20 protein-coding genes, 1 tRNA gene and 1 pseudogene are annotated in these 23,780 nt (G+C 69.1%); 15 read left to right on the forward strand and 7 right to left on the reverse strand.

Annotation, left to right across the window (positions count from 1 at the left end; genetic code table 11):
* Position 1: 1 nt before the first annotated feature.
* The 3 genes from ACSQ2B_RS10435 (at position 2) to ACSQ2B_RS10445 (ending at position 3,991) form a co-directional block, all read left to right on the forward strand.
* Complete coding sequence (locus ACSQ2B_RS10435; protein WP_436049650.1) at positions 2 to 1,429, forward strand: methylmalonyl-CoA mutase family protein; 1,428 nt, start codon at positions 2 to 4, stop codon at positions 1,427 to 1,429.
* On the forward strand, positions 1,426 to 3,591 hold the full coding sequence (gene scpA / locus ACSQ2B_RS10440) for a methylmalonyl-CoA mutase (protein WP_436049652.1): 2,166 nt from the start codon (positions 1,426 to 1,428) through the stop codon (positions 3,589 to 3,591). Before ACSQ2B_RS10435 ends, scpA begins: the two co-directional genes overlap by 4 nt.
* Before the next feature lie 94 nt (positions 3,592 to 3,685).
* A complete protein-coding gene (locus ACSQ2B_RS10445) occupies positions 3,686 to 3,991 on the forward strand; it encodes a hypothetical protein (protein ID WP_436049653.1) in 306 nt (101 codons plus the stop codon).
* Positions 3,992 to 4,009: 18 nt separating this feature from the next.
* Here the strand turns inward: ACSQ2B_RS10445 and ACSQ2B_RS10450 are convergent.
* From ACSQ2B_RS10450 to ACSQ2B_RS10460, 3 genes are all read right to left on the reverse strand, one after another.
* Positions 4,010 to 4,096, reverse strand: a tRNA-Leu gene (locus ACSQ2B_RS10450).
* An 84-nt stretch (positions 4,097 to 4,180) separates the two neighbouring features.
* Entirely contained in the window at positions 4,181 to 4,921 is a 741-nt protein-coding gene (locus ACSQ2B_RS10455) for an NUDIX hydrolase (RefSeq protein ID WP_436049654.1), read from the reverse strand.
* 160 nt (positions 4,922 to 5,081) lie between these two features.
* Positions 5,082 to 7,490, reverse strand: a complete 2,409-nt coding sequence (locus ACSQ2B_RS10460) for a TonB-dependent receptor (RefSeq protein ID WP_436049656.1) — start codon at positions 7,488 to 7,490, stop codon at positions 5,082 to 5,084.
* Between the two features lie 210 nt (positions 7,491 to 7,700).
* On the opposite strand from ACSQ2B_RS10460, the gene ACSQ2B_RS10465 reads away from it, so the two are divergent.
* Entirely contained in the window at positions 7,701 to 8,144 is a 444-nt protein-coding gene (locus tag ACSQ2B_RS10465) for a hypothetical protein (RefSeq protein WP_436049658.1), read from the forward strand.
* Between the two features lie 150 nt (positions 8,145 to 8,294).
* On the opposite strand, the gene ACSQ2B_RS10470 is transcribed toward ACSQ2B_RS10465, so the two are convergent.
* Positions 8,295 to 10,274 (reverse strand): acetyl-CoA carboxylase biotin carboxylase subunit, encoded by a 1,980-nt coding sequence (locus tag ACSQ2B_RS10470; RefSeq protein WP_436049660.1) that lies wholly within the window; start codon positions 10,272 to 10,274, stop codon positions 8,295 to 8,297.
* A gap of 95 nt (positions 10,275 to 10,369) precedes the next feature.
* Positions 10,370 to 11,902 carry an acyl-CoA carboxylase subunit beta gene (locus tag ACSQ2B_RS10475; RefSeq protein ID WP_436049662.1) on the reverse strand — a complete coding sequence of 511 codons (1,533 nt, stop codon included), beginning with the start codon at positions 11,900 to 11,902 and terminating at the stop codon, positions 10,370 to 10,372.
* A gap of 156 nt (positions 11,903 to 12,058) precedes the next feature.
* On the opposite strand from ACSQ2B_RS10475, the gene purU reads away from it, so the two are divergent.
* From purU to ACSQ2B_RS10505, 6 genes and pseudogenes are all read left to right on the forward strand, one after another.
* The gene (purU, locus tag ACSQ2B_RS10480) at positions 12,059 to 12,901 is read left to right on the forward strand and encodes a formyltetrahydrofolate deformylase (RefSeq protein WP_436049664.1); all 843 of its coding nucleotides are present in this window, start codon (positions 12,059 to 12,061) and stop codon (positions 12,899 to 12,901) included.
* A 140-nt stretch (positions 12,902 to 13,041) separates the two neighbouring features.
* Complete coding sequence (locus tag ACSQ2B_RS10485; protein ID WP_436049666.1) at positions 13,042 to 14,667, forward strand: GMC family oxidoreductase; 1,626 nt, start codon at positions 13,042 to 13,044, stop codon at positions 14,665 to 14,667.
* A 104-nt stretch (positions 14,668 to 14,771) separates the two neighbouring features.
* Positions 14,772 to 15,134, forward strand: a complete 363-nt coding sequence (locus ACSQ2B_RS10490) for an HAD hydrolase family protein (protein WP_436049668.1) — start codon at positions 14,772 to 14,774, stop codon at positions 15,132 to 15,134.
* A gap of 19 nt (positions 15,135 to 15,153) precedes the next feature.
* Positions 15,154 to 15,262 (forward strand): annotated as a pseudogene (locus ACSQ2B_RS10495) (hypothetical protein); the annotation flags it as partial.
* A 6-nt stretch (positions 15,263 to 15,268) separates the two neighbouring features.
* The gene (locus tag ACSQ2B_RS10500; protein WP_436049669.1) at positions 15,269 to 16,861 is read left to right on the forward strand and encodes a phosphotransferase; all 1,593 of its coding nucleotides are present in this window, start codon (positions 15,269 to 15,271) and stop codon (positions 16,859 to 16,861) included.
* Positions 16,858 to 17,583 (forward strand): capsular biosynthesis protein, encoded by a 726-nt coding sequence (locus tag ACSQ2B_RS10505; protein ID WP_436049670.1) that lies wholly within the window; start codon positions 16,858 to 16,860, stop codon positions 17,581 to 17,583. Before ACSQ2B_RS10500 ends, ACSQ2B_RS10505 begins: the two co-directional genes overlap by 4 nt.
* Positions 17,584 to 17,656: 73 nt before the next feature.
* Here the strand turns inward: ACSQ2B_RS10505 and ACSQ2B_RS10510 are convergent, their stop codons facing one another.
* Positions 17,657 to 18,415: a competence/damage-inducible protein A gene (locus ACSQ2B_RS10510; protein WP_436049672.1), complete on the reverse strand. Its 759-nt coding sequence runs from the start codon at positions 18,413 to 18,415 to the stop codon at positions 17,657 to 17,659.
* A gap of 52 nt (positions 18,416 to 18,467) precedes the next feature.
* On the opposite strand from ACSQ2B_RS10510, the gene sfsA reads away from it, so the two are divergent.
* The 4 genes from sfsA to map all read left to right on the forward strand — a co-directional run bounded on the left by sfsA (position 18,468) and on the right by map (position 22,543).
* Positions 18,468 to 19,163 carry a DNA/RNA nuclease SfsA gene (sfsA, locus tag ACSQ2B_RS10515; RefSeq protein WP_436049674.1) on the forward strand — a complete coding sequence of 232 codons (696 nt, stop codon included), beginning with the start codon at positions 18,468 to 18,470 and terminating at the stop codon, positions 19,161 to 19,163.
* A 64-nt stretch (positions 19,164 to 19,227) separates the two neighbouring features.
* Positions 19,228 to 19,863: a TetR/AcrR family transcriptional regulator gene (locus tag ACSQ2B_RS10520; protein WP_436049676.1), complete on the forward strand. Its 636-nt coding sequence runs from the start codon at positions 19,228 to 19,230 to the stop codon at positions 19,861 to 19,863.
* 176 nt (positions 19,864 to 20,039) lie between these two features.
* Positions 20,040 to 21,599 (forward strand): cytochrome P450, encoded by a 1,560-nt coding sequence (locus ACSQ2B_RS10525; protein ID WP_436049678.1) that lies wholly within the window; start codon positions 20,040 to 20,042, stop codon positions 21,597 to 21,599.
* A 122-nt stretch (positions 21,600 to 21,721) separates the two neighbouring features.
* A complete protein-coding gene (map, locus tag ACSQ2B_RS10530) occupies positions 21,722 to 22,543 on the forward strand; it encodes a type I methionyl aminopeptidase (RefSeq protein ID WP_436049680.1) in 822 nt (273 codons plus the stop codon).
* A gap of 18 nt (positions 22,544 to 22,561) precedes the next feature.
* On the opposite strand, the gene ACSQ2B_RS10535 is transcribed toward map, so the two are convergent.
* Positions 22,562 to 22,870, reverse strand: coding sequence for a putative quinol monooxygenase (locus ACSQ2B_RS10535; protein WP_436049682.1), 309 nt, complete (start codon positions 22,868 to 22,870; stop codon positions 22,562 to 22,564).
* A gap of 111 nt (positions 22,871 to 22,981) precedes the next feature.
* On the opposite strand from ACSQ2B_RS10535, the gene radC reads away from it, so the two are divergent.
* Positions 22,982 to 23,728 carry a RadC family protein gene (gene radC, locus ACSQ2B_RS10540; RefSeq protein WP_436049684.1) on the forward strand — a complete coding sequence of 249 codons (747 nt, stop codon included), beginning with the start codon at positions 22,982 to 22,984 and terminating at the stop codon, positions 23,726 to 23,728.
* The last annotated feature ends 52 nt before the right edge of the window (positions 23,729 to 23,780 follow it).

Raw genomic sequence — 23,780 nt, forward strand, 5'->3', positions numbered from 1 at the left:
CATGGCAGACGCAAGCCGCCTCAGCGCTGATTTCTCACCCGCCACGGCCGAGGCCTGGCGCACCCTGGTCGCCAAGACCCTTGGCGATAAACCCTTTTCCGACCTGGAGAAGACCACGGCCGAGGGGTTGCCGATCGCGCCCCTCTATCCGCCGGGCGATCTTCCCGGCGGACAGGCCTTTCCGACCCGGCCGTTCAACGCCGAGCGTCCATGGGACCTGCGCGTGCTCACGGCCCATCCGGACGCGGCCCACGCCAACGTCGAGATCCTCGGCGACCTGGAGGGCGGCGCCTCGTCGGCGGTGGTGCGCATCGACCCGACCGGCCAGGCCGGCGTCGCCGTCGGCTCGGCCGACCACCTCGCCCAGGTCCTGAAAGACGCGATCCTCGAACTCGCGCCGATGGGCCTCGACGCGGGCTTCCTGGGCCCCAAGGCCGCTGACTGGCTGGGCGCGGTGGCCAAGTCCTCGCCGGGCGCGAAGCTCAACTTCCACATGGACCCCTTGAGCGCCTTCGCCGAGGCCGGGACCAGCCCGGGCCCGATCGAGAGCCACATCATCAGCGCCGCCACCGTCGGCGCGCGCCTGGCCGAGACCTATCCGCACGGCGAGCTCTTCCTGGCTTCCGGCCGGGTGGTGCATGAGGCCGGCGGCGGCGAGGCCGAGGAGCTGGCCTTCGCGGCCGCCGCCGCCATCGCCTACGCCAAGGCCCTGGTCCGGGCCGGCCTGCCGATGACCGAGGCCTTCGGCCGGATCACGCTCGGCCTCTCCGCCGACGCCGACTACTTCATCACCATCGCCAAGCTGCGGGCTGCGCGCGAGATCTGGGCGCGGATCGCGGTCGCCTGCGAAGCCGGGCCCACGGCGCGCATCGAGGCCCGCGCCTCGCGCCGCATGCTGGCGCGCCAGGACGCCTGGACCAATATGATCCGGATGACCGCCGCGGCCTTCGGCGCTGCCGTCGGCGGGGCCGACGCCATCATGCTCGGCGCCTTCACCGACGCCATCGGCCTGCCCACCGCCTTCGCACGGCGCCAGGCCCGCAACGCTCAGCTGGTGCTGATGGAAGAGGCCCACGTCGGCCGCGTGGCCGATCCGGCCGCCGGGTCCGGCTATGTCGAGGCGATGACCGAACAGCTGGCCCGCGCCGCCTGGGCCAAGCTGCAGGAGATCGAGGCCGCCGGCGGCCTCGCCGCGGCGCTGACCTCCGGCCTGATCGCCCGCGACGTGGAGGCCGCCAAGGCCGCCCGGCCGGAACCCAAGCTGGTCGGCGTCAACGCCTTCCCGCCCGCCAAGGAGCATCCGGTCGAGATCGAGACGCCTTCGCCGACGTCCGTCGAAGCGCCGTCCGCCACCCTGCCGGGCCCGGACAGCGCCTGCCCCGCCCTGAAAGCCATCCGCCTCGCGGAAGCCTATGAGGCCGCCCAATGAGCGCCTTCCCTGATTTCTCCACCCTGTCCTTCGACTCCAAGCTGCCGACGCCTTCGCCGGCGACCGGCGATCCCTGGCTGACGCCGGAGGCGCTTTCGGTGAAGCCGTCCTACGGGCCGCAGGACACCGACGGCCTGGACATGCTGCGGGGGGCCTATCCGGGCATCGCGCCGTTCCTGCGCGGCCCCTACCCGACCATGTACCTCACCAACCCGTGGACCATCCGCCAGTACGCGGGCTTCTCCACGGCCGAGGAGTCCAACGCCTTCTATCGCCGCAATCTGGCGGCCGGTCAGATGGGCCTGTCGGTAGCCTTCGACCTGGCGACCCACCGCGGCTACGATTCGGACCACCCGCGGGTGCCCGGCGACGTCGGCATGGCCGGGGTCGCGATCGACTCTATCTTGGACATGCGGACCCTGTTCGACGGCATCCCGCTCGACAAGATGAGCGTGTCGATGACCATGAACGGCGCGGTGCTGCCGATCCTGGCGCTCTACATCGTCGCGGGTGAAGAACAGGGCGTGCCGCACGAGAAGCTCTCGGGCACGATCCAGAACGACATCCTGAAGGAGTTCCTGGTCCGGAACACCTACATCTATCCGCCGTCGCCCTCGATGCGGATCATCTCGGACATCTTCGCCTACACGGCCAAGGAGATGCCGAAGTTCAACTCGATCTCGATCAGCGGCTACCACATCCAGGAGGCCGGGGCGACGCTCGACCTGGAGCTGGCCTATACGATCGCTGACGGCATCGACTACGTCCGCGCCGGCATCGCCGCCGGCATGACGGTCGACAAGTTCGCGCCGCGCCTGTCGTTCTTCTGGTGCGCCGGCATGAACGTCTTCATGGAGATCGCCAAGCAGCGGGCCGGCCGCCTGCTCTGGGCCAAGCTCATGAAGGAGGAGTTCGACCCCAAGGACAGCCGCTCGCTGAGCCTGCGCGCCCACACCCAGACTTCCGGCTGGAGCCTGGCGGCGCTCGACGTCTTCAACAACGTTCCCCGGACCCTGATCGAGGCGATCTCCGCCACCAGCGGCCAGACCCAGAGCCTGCACACCAACGCGCTCGACGAGGCGCTGGCGCTGCCCACCGACTTCTCGGCGCGGATCGCGCGCAACACCCAGCTGTTCATCCAGCTGGAGAGCGGCCAGACCAAGGTCATCGACCCTTGGGGCGGCTCCTACTACATCGAGCGGCTGACCGCCGACCTCGCCGCCCGCGCCCTGGACCACATCGCCGAGGTCGAGGCGCTTGGCGGCATGACCAAGGCCATCGAGCAAGGCCTGCCGAAGCGCCGCATCGAGGAAGCCTCGGCGCGCACCCAGGCCCGCATCGACTCGGGCGAGCAGACCCTGGTCGGCGTCAACCGCTACAAGCCCGACATCGCCGACGAGATCCCGATGCTCAAGGTCGACAACGGCGCGGTGCGCGAGCGCCAGCTCGAAAAGCTGAAGCGCCTGAAGGCCGAGCGCGACCCCGTCGCCGTGGCCCAGGCCCTGGAGGCCCTGACCAACGGCGCGCGCGGCAACGGCAACCTGCTGGAGCTGTCGGTCAACGCCGCCCGCGCCTGGGCCACCGTGGGCGAGATCTCCGACGCTCTGGAAGTCGTCTTCAACCGCCACAAGGCCACCGCCGACGCGGTGAAGGGCGTCTATCTGCGCGCCTCCGGCGAGACCCCGATCGCCCAGCGCGCCAAGGCGATGATCAAGGACTTCACCGCCGTCGACGGCCGAAAGCCGCGGATCCTGGTCGCCAAGATGGGCCAGGACGGCCACGACCGCGGCCAGAAGGTGATCGCCTCGGGCTTCACCGACCTCGGCTTCGAGGTCGAGATCGGCGACCTCTTCCAGACCCCCGCCGAGGCCGCCGCCCTGGCGGTCGAACAGGACGTCCATGCGGTGGGCGCAAGCTCGCTGGCGGCCGGCCACCTGACCCTGGTGCCCGAGCTGAAGTCCGAACTCGCCAAGCTCGGCCGTCCGGACATCATGGTGGTGGTCGGCGGGGTCATCCCGCCTGAGGACTTCCAGGCCCTGCGCGACATGGGCGTGGCGGCGATCTTCACCCCGGGCACCGTGGTCCCGGAAGCCGCCATCACCGTGCTGGAGCGCCTCAACGCCCTCCTCGGCTACGCCCAGGAACAGGCGGCGGCGCAGTAGTCGGAGCGCTTCCCTCGCCAGCGCCGTCCGCCGGCCGCGGGCGCGCGCAGAGCGTGCTTGACAGCGGGGACGGCCGGTCTTCGCATCGGCGGCGATGTCCTGTCGCCTGCCGCTCCTGAGCGCCGCCGCCCTGATCGCCCTGCTGACCGCCTGCGGGCGCGGCGAGCCGTCCGGGCCAGTGCGCACGCCGATGCAGGCCAGCGAGATCGCCCAACGGACGCTTAGATCGGCGGGCGTGGACGAGCAGATCGTCGCCGCCGACCGGCAGGGCGGCGCCTGGATCGTGACGACCCGCAGGCGTGAAAGCTCGCTCGCCGGTCACCTCGTGACCGTGGACGCGGCGAGCGGAAGCGTCAGCGTGGAACGCTACCGCTCGGTCCAGCTGGGCGGTCCGCGCTAGGCGGGCGGCGCGTGACCTTGGTGCGGACGGCGGGAATCGAACCCGCACTCCCTTTCGGGAAACAGATTTTAAGTCTGCTGCGTCTACCGGTTTCGCCACGTCCGCATGTCTGCGCTCGTGCCATAGCCGGCGGCGACTCGCGAGCGGTTTGGCGCTGAGGCGCAGGGTTTCCCGCCGCCCCACCCCCCGCTACGCCGGCCGCGCTCCCATGAAGAACTCGCGCACCGGGTAGCCGGTCTCCTCGGGGATCGACAGGAAGGTCCCCTCCGGCCGGCGGTCGAGGGACGGCGTCACGGGCACGATCCGCCGCGTGCGGGCTGCGGCCACCGCCGCCTCGACGGTGTCCGCCTGGGCCAGCAGGTCCAGCTGGCACTTGGTCGGGAAGAGCAGGTTCCGCTCACCCGAGGCGCCCAGCGAAATGGCGTCCGCCGGCCGCAGCCACTCGGCCGCCACGGTCTCGCGGCCGTCGGAGATGGCGGTCATCTCCGTCGTCCGCCAGCAGAGCCGGAAGTGGGTGTCGTAGCGCTTCGGCGCGCTTTCCGGCGTCACCCAGTGGGCGAAGGTCACCATGGCCGCCAGGTCGAGCCGGCCGCCGGATTGGCGCACCACCTCCAGGAACGAGGCCCCCTCCCCGCCCGCCTCCGGCCGGCGCTTCGGCGCCTCGAGCAGCAGGACGCCGGTCTCCTCGTAGAGCTCGCGGAAGCCGGCGATTCGCCGGGTGCGCTCGACCTCCTCCAGGTCCGCCGCGCCGTCGATCAGGTCGAGCCAGGCCGTATCGGCGTCCTCAGCGTCGATCACGCCGCCGGGAAACACCAGGGCCGAGGCGAAGTGCGACTGCGCGTTGCGCACCACCATCAGCACTTCGAGCCCGTCCGCCCCGTCGCGGACCAGCAGCACCGTGGTCGAGGGACGCGGGACCGGAACCGTCATCGCGCCGAGCCTCCGGAGGCTCGGGATCTGGGCAGGTTCATCGTCTCGCTCCCGTCCGCTGTTCTTATTTTCGGATCGCGAACAGTTTGGCGGTCGGCGCCCTTGGGCGTCAACGGCGGAGGGGTCCCGCCCGGATCGCTCCGGGCGGGCTTCTCTCGGCCTAGAAGTCGGCGGCGACGGTCACGAAGCCCATGCGCGGGGCCAGGGGGAAGGCGGCGTAGCCGCCCGAGTTTCCGGTCACCACCGCGGTCGAGACGCCCTTGCGGTCGAACAGGTTGGTGATGTTGGCGCTGACCCGCGCCGCCTTCAGCCAGGTCGAACCGGTGACGTCGAACCGGTAGCCCGCCTCCAGGCCGACCACCGTGGTCGCTTTCACCGAGAGGTCGTTCAGGTGGGTGACGTAGCGGCTGCCGACGTAGTCGGCGCTGAGCTGGGCGTCAAAAGCGCCCCAGCTGGTGCTCAGGATCGTCTTGTTCAGCCATTTGGGCGTCAGCGGAACCACCTTTCCGCCCGTGCGGACGGTGGTGATGGCGCCTGTCGCGCTGCCGGTCTGGTAGTCGGAGTCGTAGGTCGACTTGTTGTACGAGATCGCATTGTACAGGCGGAAGTGCGGCCCGAACTCCAGGGTCCCCGCCACGTCGACCCCATTGGTCGTCACGCCGCCGACGTTGGCGAGGACGGAGGCGCCGGGGTTGATGAAGTTGTAGGCGGCGATGTTCAGCAGCCGGTTCTTGAAATTCACGTGGTAGGCGCTGGCCTGACCGCTGAAGGCCGTCAGGAAGCCCAGGTCGACCTGACGCTGGGTGCGCACCCCGATCTCGTAGTTCCAAGAGGTCTCAGGGTGCACCGTCTGCTTGAAGAGATCGAAGGCGGCCTGACTGCCCAGGCTCCACGGAGAGCCTGACCCCGCACCGTAGGGGATGAACTGGCGCATGTTCTTCTGGGCGTTGACGAAGACCTGCTCATGCTCTGTCGCGTCCCACAACAGGCCGGCCTGGGGCAGGAACCACTTGTTCGAGGTGATGCTGCCCGACGGGTAGTGCACCGGAACCGCGACGGTCGGCAGGTTCACTTGGTTGATCGGGAACTTGCCCGTCGCGTTCTGCAGACTCGACTTGAAGCCGAACTCCAGGCGCAGGTCCGGGCGGATCCGCCAGTGGTCCTGCAGGTGCAGCTGAACGTCGTTCACGAAGAACTGGGCGTAGTACTGGATGAACAGCGGGTGCTTCGGGATGTCGTAGGGGCTGAGGTCGTTGTTCGCCGCAGCGAACGGGTACCAGGCGCGGTGCTGGGCGTCCTCGTTGTGCTCCCACCAGACGCCGGCTTCGATCTTATGGTCGCCGAACTCGGCGTTGACCGTCGAGATCAGGCCGCCGCGGTTGATCCGGTACTCGGTGGTGCGCACCTCGTTGCCGGTGCCGCCGAACTTCGCCGAGATGGCCGCGAGCGTGGCCGGGCTGGTCGGCGAGCCCACCACCAGTTCCGGGAAATAGGCGGCGAACAGGGCCGGCAGGCCGGCTTGGTTGATCGGCCCGGCGACAATGCCGCGGCCGTAGTTGTGGTGGTAGTAGGCCTGGTTCGACCAGCTGATGTTGCTGGCGACCTTGTAGTCGTACTTCACATAGCCCAGCAGGTCCTCGCGCTGGGCGGCGCTGAAGCAGTTCGAGAAGTTGTTCCCCTGGAAGGCCGGCGGGGCGCCGTTCGTCAGCGTCGACGAGCAGGCCGCCAGGTCCGGGTAGAGGAACGGCCGCGTGTAGGGGAAATAGGTCGAGGTCGCCGTCTGGGCGTTGCCGAAGGCGGTGGAGTCCTCGTTCGGCTCGACCTTGTCGTTCCAGTCGAAATAGGCGGTCAGCTTGCCGCGGTCGCCCTGGTGGACGAACTTGGCGTTCACCTGGTCGCCGCGCTGGTGGCCGTCGAAGTCCCAAGCCTTGGCGTCGTGGTGCAGGTAGGAGATGTAGCCGCTGTTCCCGCCGCCGATGTCGCCGCTGTCAGCGCGCAGGAAGGTGCGGGTGGTCTCGTAGCTGCCGACGGTCTGACGGACGCTGAATCCCCGCTCGGCCGAGGGGTCGCGCGAAAAGGTTTCGATGGCGCCGCCGAGGTTGCTGGTCGAGGCCACGCCGAGCGCGCCGGCGCCGGACGCCAGGACCACCCGGCTGACGTTCTCGCTGGTCAACGCCCGCGATGGGCTTAGGCCGTTGTAGTTGCCGTACTGCTGGTCGCCGAGCGGCACGCCGTCGAAGGTGTAGCCGAGTTGCTGGGTCGAGAATCCGTGCACGAACAGCGCCGCGTTTTGCTCGTTGTTGCCCCACGGGTCGGCGGTGACGAACAGCACGCCCGGAAGGGTCTGGATCGCTTTCAGCGGGCTCGCGCCCGGAAGGATCTTCTGGATCTCCCGCGACTCGAGCGCGACGGCGGACCGGGTGGTGCGGGCGGAGGTGACCACCACTTCGGAAACCTGGGCGGCCGCCACGCTTTCCTCAGCGTGCGCCAGGCCGGAAAGGGCGCTCAGCACCACCGCGGAGGCGGTGAACGCAAGTTTCGCCCGCAAGCTCGAATTCAGACTCGGCATCTAATCCCCCAACGACGATCGGGGCGCGCCTCCAGAGCGGCTCCGAAGCCGCGGCGATAGGGAGCGTCCAACAAGGGTCCGCGATGGATCGGCGACAGTTTGGTGAAATGCCGCTCGCCGATCCCCGCGCTGGGTAGCCCTCGGATGTTGTCGGCCGCGACACTGCTCTAGGGTTTCTTCCGGCGACCTGCCGTGTGAGGACCCCTCACCATGGGTTTGGGATGGCTGCTCCTGGCCCTGGGCTTGGCGGCGCTGGCGTTCGCGGCCATTTTCGGAGGCCGCGAGGAGCGCATCTTCGTCCTCGCCCAGGCCGCATCCGGGCTCGCCGGACATAGCGCCGTGCGATTCGGGCACGACATCACCCGCCCCATCCTGCTGGACCTGGCGGTGCTGGCGATCCTGCTGCCGTTGGCGCTGCGCTCCAGCCGGATCTGGCCTCTCGTGGTCGCCTCGGTGTGCGTGGCGAGCCTGATGACGGTCGCCGCACAGCTTCTCGTCCACGCCTCACCCCAGGCCTACGCCATCATCCACGGCACCTGGGACCTGCTCGCTGATTTCGTCGTAGCGTTCGGGGCCTGGAACTACTGGCGCGCGCGTCGTGGATCGAAACGGCTCGCGGCGGCGGATACGAAAACGCCGGGCCCTAGAGCGTGACAGCCGCAAGTGGATGCCGGTTGCGCCGGCCGTCACGCTCTAAGCTTTTGAAGATAGACCCTTCTTGTCCGGTTCAGGTGACTCCACCTGAACCGGGAAGGGTCTGGCTGACCAGGACCCGGCGCTTCGCAGCGACGCCGACGTCGACCTTTAGACGAACTCGACCAGCACCTCGTCGGCGGCGACGCTGTCGCCGCCCTTGGCGTTGACCGCCTTCACCACCCCGTCGCGCTCGGCGCGGATGATGTTCTGCATCTTCATCGCCTCGATGATGGCGACCACCTCGCCCGAGCGGACCTCGCGGCCGACTTCCGCCTCGAGGCTGACCACCAGGCCCGGCATCGGCGACAGGATCATCTTCGAGGTGTCGGCCGCCTTCTTCGGCGGCAGCTTCCCGTGGAGGTCCGCCGAGCGTTCGGTCAGCACCAGCACGTGGGACGCCGCGGCCCGGTGGCGGATCCGGAAGCCTTCGGCGAGCGGCTGGACCTGCACCGTGAAGGGCGTCCCGTCGAGTACGCCGGCGAACACCGGCTTGCCGGGGCGCCAGACGGCCTTTTCGAGCCTCAGCGTGCGGTTCTCGCCGACAAACTCCACCGAGAACGAATCCCCGCCGTTGGCGACGCGCACCGCGCGGCGCTCGCCGTTCTCGATCACCACCCACTCGTCGCGCAGCTGCTCAGGGGCGGCGCGACGGGTCAGAGTGCGGTGCATGGACAGCGCCACCGCGGCCATGACGTCGCGCTGGAAGGGGGTCGCGGGCGTGCCGTGGAAGCCGTCGGGGAACTCGTCCTTGATGTAGTTGGTCGACAGCAGGCCCGAGCGGAAACGCTCCTGGTCCATCACCGCGGCCAGGAAGGGCACGTTCTGGCCCAGGCCTTCGATGTGGAAATCCTCCAGAGCCCGGCCCATGGCGTCGATCGCCGCCAACCGGGTCGGGGCCCAGGTCGACAGCTTCGAGATCATCGGGTCGTAGAACATCGAGATCTCGTCGCCCTCGCGCACGCCTGCGTCGTTACGGACGATGATGTCGCCGATCTCGCCTTCTTGCGGCGGGGAGTAGCGCACCAGACGACCGATGGAGGGCAGGAAGCCGCGGTAGGGGTCCTCGGCGTAGATCCGGCTCTCGATCGACCAGCCGTTGATCTTCAGGTCGCTCTGGCCGAACGCCATCTTCTCGCCGGCCGCCGAGCGGATCATCTGCTCGACCAGGTCGACGCCGGTGATCAGCTCGCTGACCGGGTGTTCGACCTGCAGGCGGGTGTTCATCTCCAGGAAGAAGAAGCTCTTGTCCTGGCCGGCGACGAACTCGACGGTGCCGGCGCTGTCGTAGCCGACCGCCTGGGCGAGCGCGACGGCCTGGGCGCCCATGGCCGCGCGAGTCTGCTCGTCGAGCAGCGGGCTCGGCGCCTCCTCGATGACCTTCTGGTTGCGGCGCTGGATCGAGCACTCACGCTCGAACAGGTGCACGACGTTGCCGTGCTTGTCGCCGAGCACCTGGATCTCGATGTGGCGCGGGCTCTCGATGAACTTCTCGATGAAGATCCGGTCGTCGCCGAAGCTGGCCTTGGCTTCGGCGCGCACCGCCGGGAAGCCTTCCTCGACGTCCTGCTTGGTCCAGGCGACGCGGATGCCCTTGCCGCCGCCGCCGGCGGAGGCCTTGATCATCACCGGATAGCCGATGTCGTCGGAGATCTTCAGCGCGTGCGCAGTGTCCTCGATCTCGCCGACGTGGCCGGGGACGGTCGAGACGCCCGCCTTGGCGGCGAACTTCTTGGACTCGATCTTGTCGCCCATGGCCTTGATGGCGTGGGGGTTGGGACCGATGAAGACCAGGCCCTCAGCCGCCAGCCGCTCGGCGAAGCCGGCGTTCTCGGAGAGGAAGCCGAAGCCCGGGTGGACCGCTTCGGCGCCGGTCTCGCGGCAGGCCGCGACGATCTTGTCGGCGACCAGATAGCTCTCGGCGGCGGGCGCCGGGCCAATGAAGACCGTCTCGTCGGCCATCTCGACAGCCATCGAGTCGGCGTCCGCCTCGGAATAGACGACGACGGTTTTGATGCCGAGCTTGCGGCAGGTCTTGATGATGCGGACCGCGATTTCCCCGCGGTTGGCGATCAGGATCTTGGAGAACATGGCTTAAGCCCGACGTCCTTGCCGTAAATGAGTTGTTCGAAGCCCCCGTCAGCGAAGGCGCGCACCCTGTCACCAGGATGGCGCGCCCTCGGCCTTCAGAGCGGGATGTTGTCGTGCTTCTTCCAAGGGTTCGTCAGCTGCTTGCCCTTGAGGTTCTTCAGCGCCCGGACGATGCGACGGCGCGTGCCGTGAGGCATGATCACGTCGTCGATATAGCCGCGCGAGGCGGCCACGAACGGGTTGGCGAAGCGGGTCTTGTATTCGGCTTCGCGCGCGGCGATCGCGTCAGGATCGCCAATCTCGGAGCGGAAGATGATCTCCACCGCGCCCTTCGAGCCCATGACGGCGATTTCCGAGGTCGGCCAGGCATAGTTGATGTCGCCGCGGATGTGCTTGGAGCTCATCACGTCATAGGCGCCGCCGTAGGCCTTGCGGGTGATCAGGGTGATCTTCGGCACGGTGGCTTCGGCGAAGGCGAACAGCAGCTTGGCGCCGTGACGGATCAGGCCGCCCTGCTCCTGGCGGGTGCCCGGCATGAAGCCCGGCACGTCGACGAAGGTGATGACCGGGATCTCGAAGGCGTCGCAGAAGCGCACGAAGCGGGCCGCCTTGCGGCTGGCGTCGATGTCGAGCACGCCGGCTAGCACCTGCGGCTGGTTGGCGACGATGCCGACCGGCTGGCCGTCCATCCGGGCGAAGCCGCAGATGATGTTCTTGGCGAAGTCCGGGCTGCACTCGAAGAAGTCCGCCTCGTCGACGACCTTCAGGATCAGCTCCTTCATGTCGTACGGCTTGTTCGGGTTCGCCGGCACCAGGGTGTCGAGCGAGGCCTCGTCGCGGTTCGGGTCGTCGTAGCTTTCGCGGACTGGCGGCTTCTCGCGGTTCGACGACGGCAGGAAGTCGATCAGCCGGCGGACCTGGGTGAGCGCCTCCAGGTCGTTCTCGAAGGCGCCGTCGACGACGCCGGACTTCATGGCGTGGACGCGGTAGCCGCCGAGGTCTTCGTGGGTGACGTCCTCGTGGGTGACCGTCTTCACCACGTCCGGGCCTGTCACGTACATGTAGCTCGTGTCCTTCACCATGAAGATGAAGTCGGTGATCGCCGGCGAATAGACGTCGCCGCCGGCGCACGGGCCCATGATGACGCTGATCTGCGGGATCACGCCCGAGGCCAGGGTGTTCTCGAGGAAGATGTCGGCGTAGCCGGCGAGGCTGTCGACGCCTTCCTGGATGCGGGCGCCGCCGGCGTCGAACAGGCCGATGATCGGCGCGCCGACCTTCATGGCCTGGCGCTGGACCTTGAGGATCTTCTGGGCGTGGGCGTGCGACAGCGAACCGCCGAACACCGTGAAGTCCTTGGAGAAGACGAAGACGACGCGATTGTTGATTCGGCCCCAGCCGGTGACGACACCGTCGCCGGGGATCTTCTGCTCGCCGGTGTCGAAGTCGTTCGCCCGCGGTTCGACGAACATGTCGAACTCTTCGAACGAGCCTTCGTCCAGAAGCAGGTCGATCCGCTCCCGGGCGGTCAGCTTGCCCTTCTTGTGTTGGTTCGCGATCCGACGCTCGCCACCGCCCAGCCGGGCCTCGGCCCGGCGCTTCTCAAGTTCAGCTAGGATGTGCTTCACGCCCGCTCCTTCGATCTCTTCCGGGGCAGCGCATATTGGCCTCTTGGCCCAGCGGCAAGCGTTCGTTACGCGAAATGGCAAAGATGCCGCCCCAGCGAAGCTTCTGAAGCGCCAGATGATTGTGTTCCAACGGCTGTTTGAGGCAGAAGCCGCCCTATGATCCTCACCCTGTCCTGCCCCGATCAGCCGGGAATCGTGGCGCGCGTCGCCACCACCCTGTTCGAGCGAGGCGCCAACATCCTCGACGCCATGCAGTATGACGACGAGGAGACCGGCCGTTTCTTCATGCGCGTGGTGTTCGATCCCGGCGAGGGCGACCGTGCGGCGCTGCACGAGGCGCTGGCCCAGGTCGGCGAGCAATATTCGATGGACTGGCGGCTGCGCGACCGCAAGGAACGCCGGCGGGTGATGATCCTGGCCTCCCAGCAGGATCACTGCCTGGCCGACCTGATCTGGCGGTGGCGCCAGGGCGAGCTGGCGATGGACATCACCGCGGTGGTCTCCAACCATCCGGATACGACCTACCCGCACACCGACCTGAAGGGCATCGCCTTTCGTCACCTGCCGATCACGCCGCAGACCAAGCCCGAGCAGGAGGCCCAGCTCTGGAGCCTGATCCAGGAGACGCGGACCGACCTGGTCATCCTCGCCCGCTACATGCAGGTGCTGTCGAACGACCTGACGCAGAAGTTGGCGGGGCGTTGCATCAACATCCACCACTCCTTCCTGCCGGGGTTCAAGGGCGCCAAGCCCTACCACCAGGCCCACGCCCGCGGCGTGAAGCTGATCGGCGCCACCGCCCACTTCGTCACCGCCGACCTCGACGAGGGCCCGATCATCGAGCAGGACGTCGAGCGCATCAGCCATCGCGACACGCCCAAGGACCTGGTCCGCAAGGGCCGCGACATCGAACGCCGGGTCCTGGCGCGTGCGGTGCGCGGGGTGCTGGAAGACCGGGTGCTGCTGAACGGCTCCAAGACCGTGGTCTTCTCCGGCTGAGGCGGACGTTTCAGCATAAGTTGTCGTCATCCCGGACGGCCGCAGGCCGATCCGGGACCCAGGGGCCGTGCGCGCCGCCCTGGGTCCCGGCTCTACGCTTCGCTACGGCCGGGATGACGCAGATAGTTTTGGGGTAGGCCGTGAGCGACCAGGCGCAGGACTTCGGGACCTACGACTACGTCATCGCCGGCGCGGGTTCGGCCGGCTGCCTGCTGGCCAATCGGCTGTCCGCAGACCCGAAGACCCGCGTCCTGCTGCTGGAGGCCGGCGGCCAGGACAACTGGATCTGGTTCCACATCCCCGTCGGCTACCTGTTCGCCATCGGCAATCCGCGTGCGGACTGGATGTTCGAAACCGAGGCCGAGGAAGGTCTCGCCGGCCGCAGGCTGGCCTATCCGCGCGGCAAGGTGATCGGCGGCTCCTCGGCGATCAACGCCATGATCTACATGCGCGGCCAGGCCGCCGACTACGAGGGCTGGCGCCAGCTGGGGCTGACCGGCTGGGGCTGGGACGACGTCCTCCCCTACTTCCTGGCGCACGAGGACCATATGAAGCCCGAGGGCGAGCACCACCGCGCCGGCGGCGAGTGGCGCGTGGAGCATCCGCGGGTGCGCTGGGACATCCTCGACGCCATCCGTGAGGCGGGCGCTGCGGCCGGGGTCGCGCCGATCCGCGACTTCAACTCCGGCGACAACGCCGGCTCCTCCTATTTCCAGGTCAACCAGCGCGCCGGCCGCCGGGTCAGCGCCGCGCGCGCCTTCCTCAAACCCGTGCTGAAACGACCGAATCTGCGGCTGGAGACCGGGGTCGAGGTCGAACGGGTCACCTTCGAGGGCAAGCGGGCGACGGGCCTGATCTTCCGCCGCGGCGCCGAACGGTTCGCGGTCCGCGCCCAGGGGGAGGTGATCCTGGCGACCGGCGCGGTCGCCTCGCCCAAGATCCTGCAGCTCTCCGGCATCGGCGACCCCGAGATGCTGCGCAGCTTCGGCATCCCCCTCGCCCACGTGCTGCGGGGCGTCGGCGAAAACCTGCAAGACCATCTGCAGATCCGCCCGGTCTTCAAGGTGAGCGGCGTTCGCACCCTCAACACCGACTACGCCAACCTGATCCGGCGGGCGGGCATGGGGCTGGAGTACGCCCTCTTCCGCAAGGGGGCCCTGACCATGGCGCCCTCACAGCTCGGCATGTTCGCCCGGTCTTCCGAGGCCTATGCGACACCCAACCTGCAGTTCCACTTCCAGCCGCTGTCGCTCGACAAATGGGGCGACGGCCTGCATCCCTTCGGCGCCTTCACCGCCAGCGTCTGCAACCTGCGTCCCACCAGCCGCGGCCGCATCCGCCTGGCCAGCGCCGATCCGTCGGCCAAGCCCTTGATCGCGCCCCACTACCTCTCCACCGAGGAAGACCGCCGGGTGGCCATCGACTCCGTGCGGCTGGCCCGCAGGATCGTCGCCCAGCACCCCCTCGCCCGCTTCCACCCGCTGGAATTCCGACCCGGACCCCAGGCGCAGACCGACGAGGCGCTGCTGCAGGCCGCCGCCGAGCTCGCCACCACCATCTTCCATCCCGTCGGCACCGCCGCCATGGGCCCCGCCGACGACCCGCGCTCGGTGCTCGACGAACGGCTGCGGGTGCGCGGGATCCAGGGCCTGCGCGTCATCGACGCCTCGGCCATGCCCCGCATCACCTCCGGCAACACCAATTCGCCGACCCTCATGATCGCCGAGAAGGGCGCGGCCATGGTGCTGGAAGACGCGAAGCGCTGAGAGTTGAATGCGCTCGCCGCTTCGTTCGTGGACAAACAACCGCGGCCCGCCGCGTCCCGGCCTCCCGCAGAATCGCCCTAGCCTTCCCGGCGATGAAGCGGCTGGTGTTCGACCTCGACGGGACGCTGACCCACGACGATACGTCGGTGGGCTACGCCGAGCGCCGGCCGAACGTGGCGGTTGTCGAGAAGCTGCGCGCCTACCAGGCCCAGGGCTTTACGATCGTCATATGTTCGGCGCGCAACATGCGCACCTATGACGGCCAGATCGGCAAGATCAACGCCCACACGCTGCCGGTCATCCTCGACTGGCTGGCGCGCCACGAGATCCCCTACGACGAGCTGCACGTCGGCAAGCCCTGGTGCGGGACCGAGGGCTTCTACGTCGACGACAAGGCGATCCGGCCGAGCGAATTCCTGGCGCTCGGCCACGACGAGATCCAGGCCCTGCTTGCCAGGGAATCCTGAATGATCCCCTCTTCCCCGTCATCCCGGCCGGAGCGCAGCGGAGAGCCGGGACCCAGGGCCGCCGCACTGCAGAACCCCCTGGGTCCCGGATCGGTCTGGCGGCCGTCCGGGATGACGGATGGGGGTGATCTGTCATGACCGTCCGGCTGATCATGTCGGGCGCCCTGGTCGGCCAGGAGCTCGCCGCCGAGTTCGGCCCGCTGCCGCCGTCCTTCCTCCCGGTCGGCGCCCAGCGGCTCTACGAACTGCAGATGCAGGCGCTCGAGGGCGCGGGTCCCGTCCATCTGGTGCTGCCGGAAGCCTTCGCCGTGCCGGAGGCCGACGCCACGCGGCTGGCGGAGCTCGGCGTCGAGATCGTGCTCGCCCCGGATGGCCTGAAGCACGGCGAGGCGGTGGTCTATGCGCTGAACGCCATCGGCGCCGGCGACGCCCCGGTCCACCTGCTGCACGGCGACACCCTGATCGCCAGGCCGCCGCTCGACGTCCACGACGTCATCGTCGCCGGGGCCCGCTCGACCGAATACGCCTGGGCCGAGATGGAGGTGGGCGCCGACGGCCGGACCGCCTCATTGGTCAACACGCCTGCCGGCGAGGACGGGCACGACGGCTGGCCGATCGCGGCGGGCTATTTCGCCTTCGCCTCGGGGCTGGACCTGCTGCGGGCGCTGACCCGCCAGCGCGGCGACTTCATCGCCGGCGTGAACCACTATCTCGCCGGCCGCCCGGTCGTCGCTGTCATGGCCGAGGACTGGCTCGATTTCGGCCACCTGACGACCTACTTCCAGTCGCGCCTGGCGGTCACCACCGCCAGGGCCTTCAACACCGTGCGCATCGACGGGCTGACCGCGCGCAAGTCGAGCGACGACACCGCCAAGATGCGCGCCGAGGCCCACTGGCTGCAGGCCGCCCCGCCCGGCGTGCAGATCTATTGCGCGCGGCTGCTGGGCTTCGGCCTGGAGCAGGGCCGCGCCTTCTACGAGACCGAATACGAGTTCCTGCCGGTGCTCTCCGAGCTGTTCGTCTACGGCGCGGTGGGGAAGAAGCCCTGGCTGCGGATCCTCGCGTCCTGCGAAGACTTCCTGCGGGCGCTGGCGGCTACTCGCGGCGACAGCTCCGGCGACCTGGCGCTCAGGGCGCTGACGGCGGACAAGACGATCGCCCGGCTGGAGGCCTTCGCGCGCGCGGCCGACGTGCGGATCTCCGAGCCGCTCACCTACGCCGGCCGGCCCTGCCCCTCGCTGTTGCAGATCGTCGAGCGGCTGGTCCCGGCGATGGACCTCGACAGCGGCCGGGTCGCCTGCGCCATGCATGGCGACTTCTGCTTCTCCAACCTGCTCTACGACAGCCGCAACCGGCGCATCAAAGCCATCGACCCACGCGGTTCGGTGGATCGCACGCCCTCGCTCTACGGCGATCTGCGCTACGACCTGGGCAAGCTCGGCCACTCCATCGTCGGCCGCTACGACCAGATCATCGCCGGCCGCTGCCGGGCGACCCGGGACGGGCGGGCCTACGACCTGGCCTTCGATCCGGCGGCCTGCCAGCCCTGGCTGGCCGAGGCGCTAGGTGATCTTGTCGTCGATGGCGTCGGCGGCCTGTCCGATCCGGTGCGCGCGGTGACCGTCAGCCTGTTCCTGTCCATGCTGCCGCTGCACGCCGACCGGCCCGAGCGCCAACAGGCCTTCGTCGCCAATGCGCTCAGGCTCTGGTGCGAGCTCGACGCGTGATCGTCATCCCCATGGCGGGGCGATCCCAGCGGTTCTACGACGCCGGCTACGACCGGCCGAAGTACAGGCTGGACCTCGACGGCCGCAGCGTCTTCGCCCATGCGGTCGTAAGCTTCGAGGCGGCGTTCGCGACCACGCCCTTCCTGTTCATCGCCGCCGCCGAGGCCGAAGCCTTCGTCCGCGCCGAGGCGCGCGCCCTGGGCGTGGCCGAGTTCGAGGTGGTCAGCCTCACCGCCGTCACCGCTGGCCAGGCCGAGACGGTGGAGCGCGGACTGGACGCCGTGGATTGGTCGGGGCCGCTGACCATCTTCAACATCGACACCCTCCGTCCCGGCTTCGCCGTCCCCGGCGAGCCGCTGGCCGGCGCCGACGGCTGGCTGGAGGTGTTCAAGGGGTCGGGCGCCAACTGGTCCTATGTGAAGCCCGCGCCGGGCCCGGAGCCCTGGGCGCTGGAGACCGCCGAGAAGCGGCCGATCTCGGACCTCTGCTGCACCGGCCTCTATCATTTCGCGCAGGCCGCCGATTTTCGCGAGGCGCTGGCGGCTGAGCGCGAGCGGCCCCAGGCGGTGGAGCTCTACGTCGCGCCGCTCTACAACCACCTGATCGCCAGGGGGCGCCGCATCGGCTGGCGGCTGATCGCGCCGGATGACGTGGTCTTCTGCGGCACGCCTGCCGAGTACCAGGCGCTGAAGTCCTCCCCTGACGCCCGCGGCGCCGGATAGGCCAGATCCTCCACCGCGTAGCGGGGGAGGTGTCGGCGAAGCCGACGGAGGGGGCGTTGCGGCGCTCGCCGCCCTACCCCTCGACCTCCGCCACGTTCGCAATCCCCGCCGCCTGCAGCGCGGCGATCAGTTCCCCCACCGTCGCCTCCACCTCGTCGGGATCGCGCCCGCGCAGCACCAGGTTGGAGCCGAAGCTCTCGGGGCTGAAGAAGGGGTAGCTGCCCAGGGACATGCCCGGATGCGCCTTGGCGACGGCTTCCAGCGGGGCGGCGATCACGCCCTCGCCCGAGCCCAGGACGCGGACGGTCCGCGAAACGGTGACCGCCCCGCCCTTCAGCCGATGGCCGACGTCCTCCAGCATGCCGCGCATGATCTGCGGCACGCCGGCCAGGACGAAGACGTTGCCGATGGTGAAGCCGGGCGGGCCGTTCACCGGGTTCTGCACCAGGCCGCCGCCGGTCGGGATTCGCGCCATGCGCCGGCGGGCGGGGGTCAGCTCGTACTTGGCCTGCATCATCTTGAGGATGTCCGGGTGCTCGTAGAGCTCGACCCCGAAGGCGAAAGCCACCGCGTCGGCGGTGATGTCGTCATGCGTCGGCCCGATCCCGCCGGTGGTCACCACATAGTCGTAGCGGCCGCGCAGGTGGTTCAGCGCCGTGGCGATCTCGTCGATGACGTCGGGCACGATGCGCACCTCGGCCACGTCGACCCCGTGGACGCCGAGGTAGCGGGCGATGTCGCGTAGATTGGTGTCCTGGGTGCGGCCCGACAGGATCTCGTCGCCGATGATCAGCACCGCAGCGGTCACCCGCGCTCCCTGGTCGCTCGCCATCGGCCGGTTCCTCGCCTAAATCCAGTCTCCGCCCTACGGACTAAAGCCATCCATGGACTTCCCGCAACCGCTCACGCGCGCCAAGCTGGTCCGGCGCTACAAGCGTTTCTTCGCCGATGTGGCGCTGGAGAACGGGACGGAGATCACCGCCCACTGCCCCAACCCCGGCGCCATGCTGGGGCTCAATGTCCCCGGCCTGACCTGCTGGGTCTCCCGGTCGGAGGATCCCAAGCGCAAGCTCGCCCACACCCTGGAGCTGGTGGAGGCCGACGGCGGCCTGGTGGGCGTCAACACCCTGCACCCCAACCGACTGGTCGCCGAGGCGCTGGCGGCCGACGCCATTCCGGAGCTGTCCGGCTACGCCAGCCACCGGCGCGAGGTGCGCTATGGCGGGGCCAGCCGCGTGGACTTCCTGCTGGAGGCGGCCGGCCGGCCGGCCGCCTGGGTCGAGGTCAAGGGCGTCACCCTGCATCGCGGCGGCGGTCTCGCCGAATGGCCGGACTGCGTGAGCGCCAGGGGCGCCCGGCACGTCGCCGAGCTGGCCGAGGTCGCGCGGCTGGGCGACCGGGCCGTGGTGCTGTTCGTCGTCCAGCGCTCTGACTGCGACCGCTTCGCCCTGGCCCGCGACCTCGACCCTGCCTTCGCCGCGGCCCTGGACCGCGTGCGTGACGAAGGCGTCGAGGTGCTGGTCTACGCCTGCGAGATGAGTCCCGAGGCGGTCACCCTGCGCCGCCCGATCGCCGTCTGAGCGGGTCAATGGGCGCCTCGCTCGGACCTGGCCTATAGATATCCTTCGCGCAGACGAGGGGTCGATGGACGAGGTCAAGACGACACGGCGGCAGAAGGTCGGCCTCGAGAACTCCGCGACGCGCACCGCCCTGCTGGATGCGGCCGAGCTGCTGATGCGGGAAGAGGGCTACGCGGCGGTGACCTCGCGCCGGCTGGGCGCCAAGGCTGGGCTGAAGCCGCAACTCGTCCACTACTACTTCCGCACCATGGACGACCTGTTCCTGGCCGTGCTGCGGCGGATCTCCGAACGCGGGCTGCAGCTCGCGGCCAAGGCCATGGAGTCCGACCAGCCGCTGCGCGCGCTCTGGGAGCAGAGCCGCGATCCGAGCGGGGCGGCGATGAACCTGGAGTTCATGGCGCTGGCCAACCACCGCAAGGTCATCCGCGCCGAGATGGCCCGAAATGGCGAACGGCTACGGCGGCTCCAGCAGGACGCGCTGGCGCGGCACTTCGCGCTGCGCGGGATCGAGCCGCGCATTCCGCCCGGCGTCGTCACCCTGCTGGCGTCGAGCGTCGGCCTGGTGCTGGTGCTCGAAGGGGCCATCGGCATGTCGAACGCCCATGCGGAGACCGAAGCCCTCGTCGAGGCCTGCTTGCGCCGGTTCGAAGAAGCGGGCGACGCCATCCCGGGATTCATAGCGGCGCCGGACGCCTCCTGACGTCTTGAGCGAACCCCGCGCGCTCGCGGAGACCGACGGCTCACATGTTTTGGCGATCGCCCAAATTCGCTTGACGCTCGCGTCGGGGGCCCGCTAAGCAACTGCTCAGCCGCCCGATCCAAGGCCCGCCAGAGGCCGACCCGCGGGCGAAGTCGTGCATAGGTGAGGCTGACGCGATGAACGCCCTGAGCGAGGCTCCGGTCCACTGGGACCCCTACGATCCCAGGTATTTCGCCGACCCCTACCCAACGTTCCGGCGGCTGCGCGAGGAGGCGCCGCTCTATTACAACGCCCAGTACGACTTCTACGCCGTCAGCCGCTACGAGGACGTCGAGCGCGGCCTGGCCGACCGGGACACCTTCAGCTCGGCCCGCGGCGGCATCCTCGAATACATCAAGGCCAACATGCCGGTGCCGCAGGGCGTCTTCATCTTCGAGGACCCGCCGCTGCACACCATCCACCGCGCCCTGGTCAGCCGCATCTTCACGCCGAAGAAGATGACGGCGCTGGAGCCCAAGATCCGCGAGTTCTGCGCCAATGCGCTCGACCCGCTGGTCGAAGGCGGAGTCTTCAACTTCATCGCCGACCTCGGCGCCCAGATGCCGATGCGGGTGATCGGCATGCTGCTGGGCATTCCCGAGGCGGATCAGCAGGCGGTCCGTGCGCGGGCCGACGCGGCCCTGGCGACGGAGGTCGGCAAGCCGATGGACCTCACCAGCCACAGCTTCGTCGGCGAAGGCTTCGACGAATACGTCGACTGGCGCGCCAAACACCCCTCCGACGACCTGATGACGGAGCTCTTGAACGCGGAGTTCGTCGACGAGACCGGCGCGACGCGGCGGCTGACCCGCGAGGAGGTGCTGATCTTCTGCAACATCCTGGCCGGCGCCGGCAACGAGACCACCAACCGGCTGATCGGCTGGACCGGCAAGGTGCTGGCCGAGCACCCCGACCAGCGCCGCGAGATCTACCAGAACCGCGCCCTCATTCCCCAGGCCATAGAGGAGATCCTCCGCTTCGAGCCGCCCGGCCCGTCGGTCGCCCGCTATGTGGCCAAGGACGTGGAGATTCACGGGACGACCGTGCTGGCCGGCAGCGCCATCTGCTTCCTGGTCGCCGCGGCGAACCGTGACGAGCGGCGGATCCCCAACGCGGAGTCCTTCGACATCAACCGCGAGCGCCAGCCGCACCTGACCTTCGGCCACGGCTTCCACGTCTGCGTCGGCAATGCGCTCGCCCGCGTCGAAGGCCGCGTGGCCCTGGACGAACTCTTGAACCGTTTCCCCGAGTGGGACGTCGACCTGGAGAACGCCCACCTGTCGTCCACCTCGACCGTGCGCGGCTGGGAGACCCTGCCGGCCTTCACGCCGAAAGCCCGGGGCAAGGCTGCGCCGCAGACCCAGGCGGCGCAGGCGCCGGCGCCGACGGCTGAGGCCGTGATTCCGGGCGCCGAGTCCTGGAAGCTGACGATGAAGACGCCGATGGGGCCGCAGGAGATGGCCCTGCAGCTCGCCCGGCAGGGCGAGGCCCTCACCGGCCGCATCGAGAGCCCGATGGGGTCGGAGGCGATCAGCAACGGCAAGGTCTCCGGGGACACGCTTACCTGGACCCTCAACGTCACCAAGCCGACGGCCATCAAGCTCGGCTTCGAGGTGACGGTGGCCGGCGATAGGATGACCGGCAAGGCCAAGCTCGGGGTGTTCGGCAGCGCGCCGCTCACCGGAGAGCGCGTCTAGCGGGGCGGCGGCCGACCGAAGTCTCCCGCGCGACGCAGCGCCCCGTTGAACTTCCGCTCCAGGATTGCGACATAGGCTCATTCGCAATGTCGAGCCGGCGCCCGGTTCGCGGAGCCAGACCGATGCACGACGACGCCCTCGACACCGACTACCGCACCGGTCAGATCAAGCTGCACACGCCGGAAGACTTCGAAGGCATGCGCAAGGCCGGCCGGCTGGTGGCCGAATGCCTCGACATGCTGACGCCCTATGTGAAGCCCGGCGTGCTCACCGACGATCTCGACAAGCTGGCCCGCGAGTACACCCTCGACCATGGCGGCCTGCCCGCCTGCCTGGGCTATCGCGGCTACACCAAGACCCTCTGCATCAGCCCCAACCACGTGGTCTGCCACGGCATTCCTGGCGACCGCACCTTGCGCGAAGGCGACATCGTCAACGTCGATCACACGGTGGTGGTCGACGGCTGGTATGGCGACTCATCGCGCATGTTCGGCGTGGGCGAAGTGGCCCCGCGCGCCAAGCGGCTGATCGAGATCACCTACGAAGGCCTGGCCCGCGGCCTGGCGGCGGTGAAGCCCGGCGCCCGCACCGGCGACATCGGCCACGCCATCCAGACCTACGTCGAAAGCATGCGCTGCTCTGTCGTGCGCGACTTCTGCGGCCACGGCCTGGGCCGGGTCTTCCACGACGCCCCGAACATCCTGCACTTCGGCCAGCCCGGCACGGGCGAGGAGCTGAAGCCCGGCATGTTCTTCACCATCGAGCCGATGGTGAACCTCGGCAAGCACCCGGTGAAGCTGCTGGCCGACGGCTGGACGGCGGTCACCCGCGACAAGTCCCTCTCCGCCCAGTGCGAACATTCGGTGGGGGTGACGGAGACCGGCGTCGAGATCTTCACCCTCTCGCCGGCCGGCCTCTTCCAGCCGCCCGTGCAGGCGGCCTGAGCCCTCAGGCCGCTCGCCTCAAGCCTGGGCCACCGTGGTCGGCCAGACGTTGGTCTCCGTCGACACCAGCATCGGTCCGAGGCTCTCGAAGTCCCCGCGCTCCATCCGCCAGGCGATATATTTGCCGTAGGCTTCCTCGCTGTCCCAGCGCTCGACGAACAGCAGGCGCGACGGGTCGTCCTTGTGCTGGACGATGCGAATGGCCTGGCACCCCGGGTAGGCGGCCGTTTCCTTCATCATGCCAGGCGCCGCCTGCAGGAAGACCGCGACGGCCTCGGGCTTCAGTCCCATCTCGAACGTAATCGTCACGCCATCCGCGTCGGCCATGGTTCTCTCCCTTGGGTTCTTGCGCCCGACGGCAGGCGCCGGGTCCGGCCGACAGGTCGCCATCGCCATAGCCCTTGCGCTAGATGAACAAATGCGGAACATTGGTCCTCCATGGACCGCCGCCCCGCCCTCCAGGACGCCACGCCCCAGCCCGACCTCTGGGCCGCCAAGCCTGAGCCAGCCCCCAGGCCGCACTACGCCGGCCATCGCGACCGGCTGCGCGAGCGGGCCTCCGCCGGCGGGCTCGCCGCCCTTCCGGACTATGAGGTGCTGGAGCTGCTGCTGTTCCGCTCGATCCCGCGCGGCGACGTCAAGCCGCTGGCCAAGCAGCTGATCGCGCGGTTCGGCTCGCTGGGCGCGGTCCTGGGCGCCGACACGGAGGCGTTGAAGTCGGTCCGCGGCGTCGGCGCGGCCCTGGCGCTCGACCTGAAGCTGGTGCAGGAGGCGGCCCTCAGGGCGTCGCGCGAAGAGGTCGCCCGGCGCACCGTGATCTCCTCCTGGTCGGCCCTGCTCGCCTATGTGAAGACCGCCCTGGCGCACGAGCCGCGCGAACAGGTCCGCGTGCTCTTCCTCGACAAGAAGAACCAGCTGATCGCCGACGAGGTGACCGGCGAAGGCACGGTCGATCACGCCCCGGTCTATCCGCGCGAGCTGATGCGCCGGGCCCTGGAGCTCTCGGCCAGCGCCCTGATCCTGGTGCACAACCACCCGTCGGGCGATCCCACGCCTTCCTCCGCGGACGTCGAGATCACCCGCCAGATCGTCGAGGCGGGCCGCTCGCTGCGGATCTCCGTCCACGATCACCTGGTCGTCGGCCGCGACGGAATCGCCAGCTTCAAGGCTCTGGGACTGCTCTGAGCGGTCTGCGCTGGCGACGCCGGCCGTCCCGACATCGACCGGGGCGGAGGAC

Source organism: Phenylobacterium sp. LjRoot225, from assembly GCF_964252855.1.
Taxonomy (GTDB): Bacteria; Pseudomonadota; Alphaproteobacteria; order Caulobacterales; family Caulobacteraceae; genus Phenylobacterium.

Excerpts from the sequence above, each read along its gene's own strand:
- ACSQ2B_RS10435 (WP_436049650.1), top strand. The coding sequence starts at position 2 with ATGGCAGACGCAAGCCGCCTCAGCGCTGATTTCTCACCCGCCACGGCC.
- scpA (WP_436049652.1), top strand. The coding sequence starts at position 1,426 with ATGAGCGCCTTCCCTGATTTCTCCACCCTGTCCTTCGACTCCAAGCTG.
- ACSQ2B_RS10445 (WP_436049653.1), top strand. The coding sequence starts at position 3,686 with ATGTCCTGTCGCCTGCCGCTCCTGAGCGCCGCCGCCCTGATCGCCCTG.
- ACSQ2B_RS10455 (WP_436049654.1), bottom strand. The coding sequence starts at position 4,921 with ATGACGGTTCCGGTCCCGCGTCCCTCGACCACGGTGCTGCTGGTCCGC.
- ACSQ2B_RS10460 (WP_436049656.1), bottom strand. The coding sequence starts at position 7,490 with ATGCCGAGTCTGAATTCGAGCTTGCGGGCGAAACTTGCGTTCACCGCC.
- ACSQ2B_RS10465 (WP_436049658.1), top strand. The coding sequence starts at position 7,701 with ATGGGTTTGGGATGGCTGCTCCTGGCCCTGGGCTTGGCGGCGCTGGCG.
- ACSQ2B_RS10470 (WP_436049660.1), bottom strand. The coding sequence starts at position 10,274 with ATGTTCTCCAAGATCCTGATCGCCAACCGCGGGGAAATCGCGGTCCGC.
- purU (WP_436049664.1), top strand. The coding sequence starts at position 12,059 with ATGATCCTCACCCTGTCCTGCCCCGATCAGCCGGGAATCGTGGCGCGC.
- ACSQ2B_RS10500 (WP_436049669.1), top strand. The coding sequence starts at position 15,269 with ATGACCGTCCGGCTGATCATGTCGGGCGCCCTGGTCGGCCAGGAGCTC.
- ACSQ2B_RS10510 (WP_436049672.1), bottom strand. The coding sequence starts at position 18,415 with ATGGCGAGCGACCAGGGAGCGCGGGTGACCGCTGCGGTGCTGATCATC.
- sfsA (WP_436049674.1), top strand. The coding sequence starts at position 18,468 with ATGGACTTCCCGCAACCGCTCACGCGCGCCAAGCTGGTCCGGCGCTAC.
- ACSQ2B_RS10520 (WP_436049676.1), top strand. The coding sequence starts at position 19,228 with ATGGACGAGGTCAAGACGACACGGCGGCAGAAGGTCGGCCTCGAGAAC.
- ACSQ2B_RS10525 (WP_436049678.1), top strand. The coding sequence starts at position 20,040 with ATGAACGCCCTGAGCGAGGCTCCGGTCCACTGGGACCCCTACGATCCC.
- map (WP_436049680.1), top strand. The coding sequence starts at position 21,722 with ATGCACGACGACGCCCTCGACACCGACTACCGCACCGGTCAGATCAAG.
- ACSQ2B_RS10535 (WP_436049682.1), bottom strand. The coding sequence starts at position 22,870 with ATGGCCGACGCGGATGGCGTGACGATTACGTTCGAGATGGGACTGAAG.
- radC (WP_436049684.1), top strand. The coding sequence starts at position 22,982 with ATGGACCGCCGCCCCGCCCTCCAGGACGCCACGCCCCAGCCCGACCTC.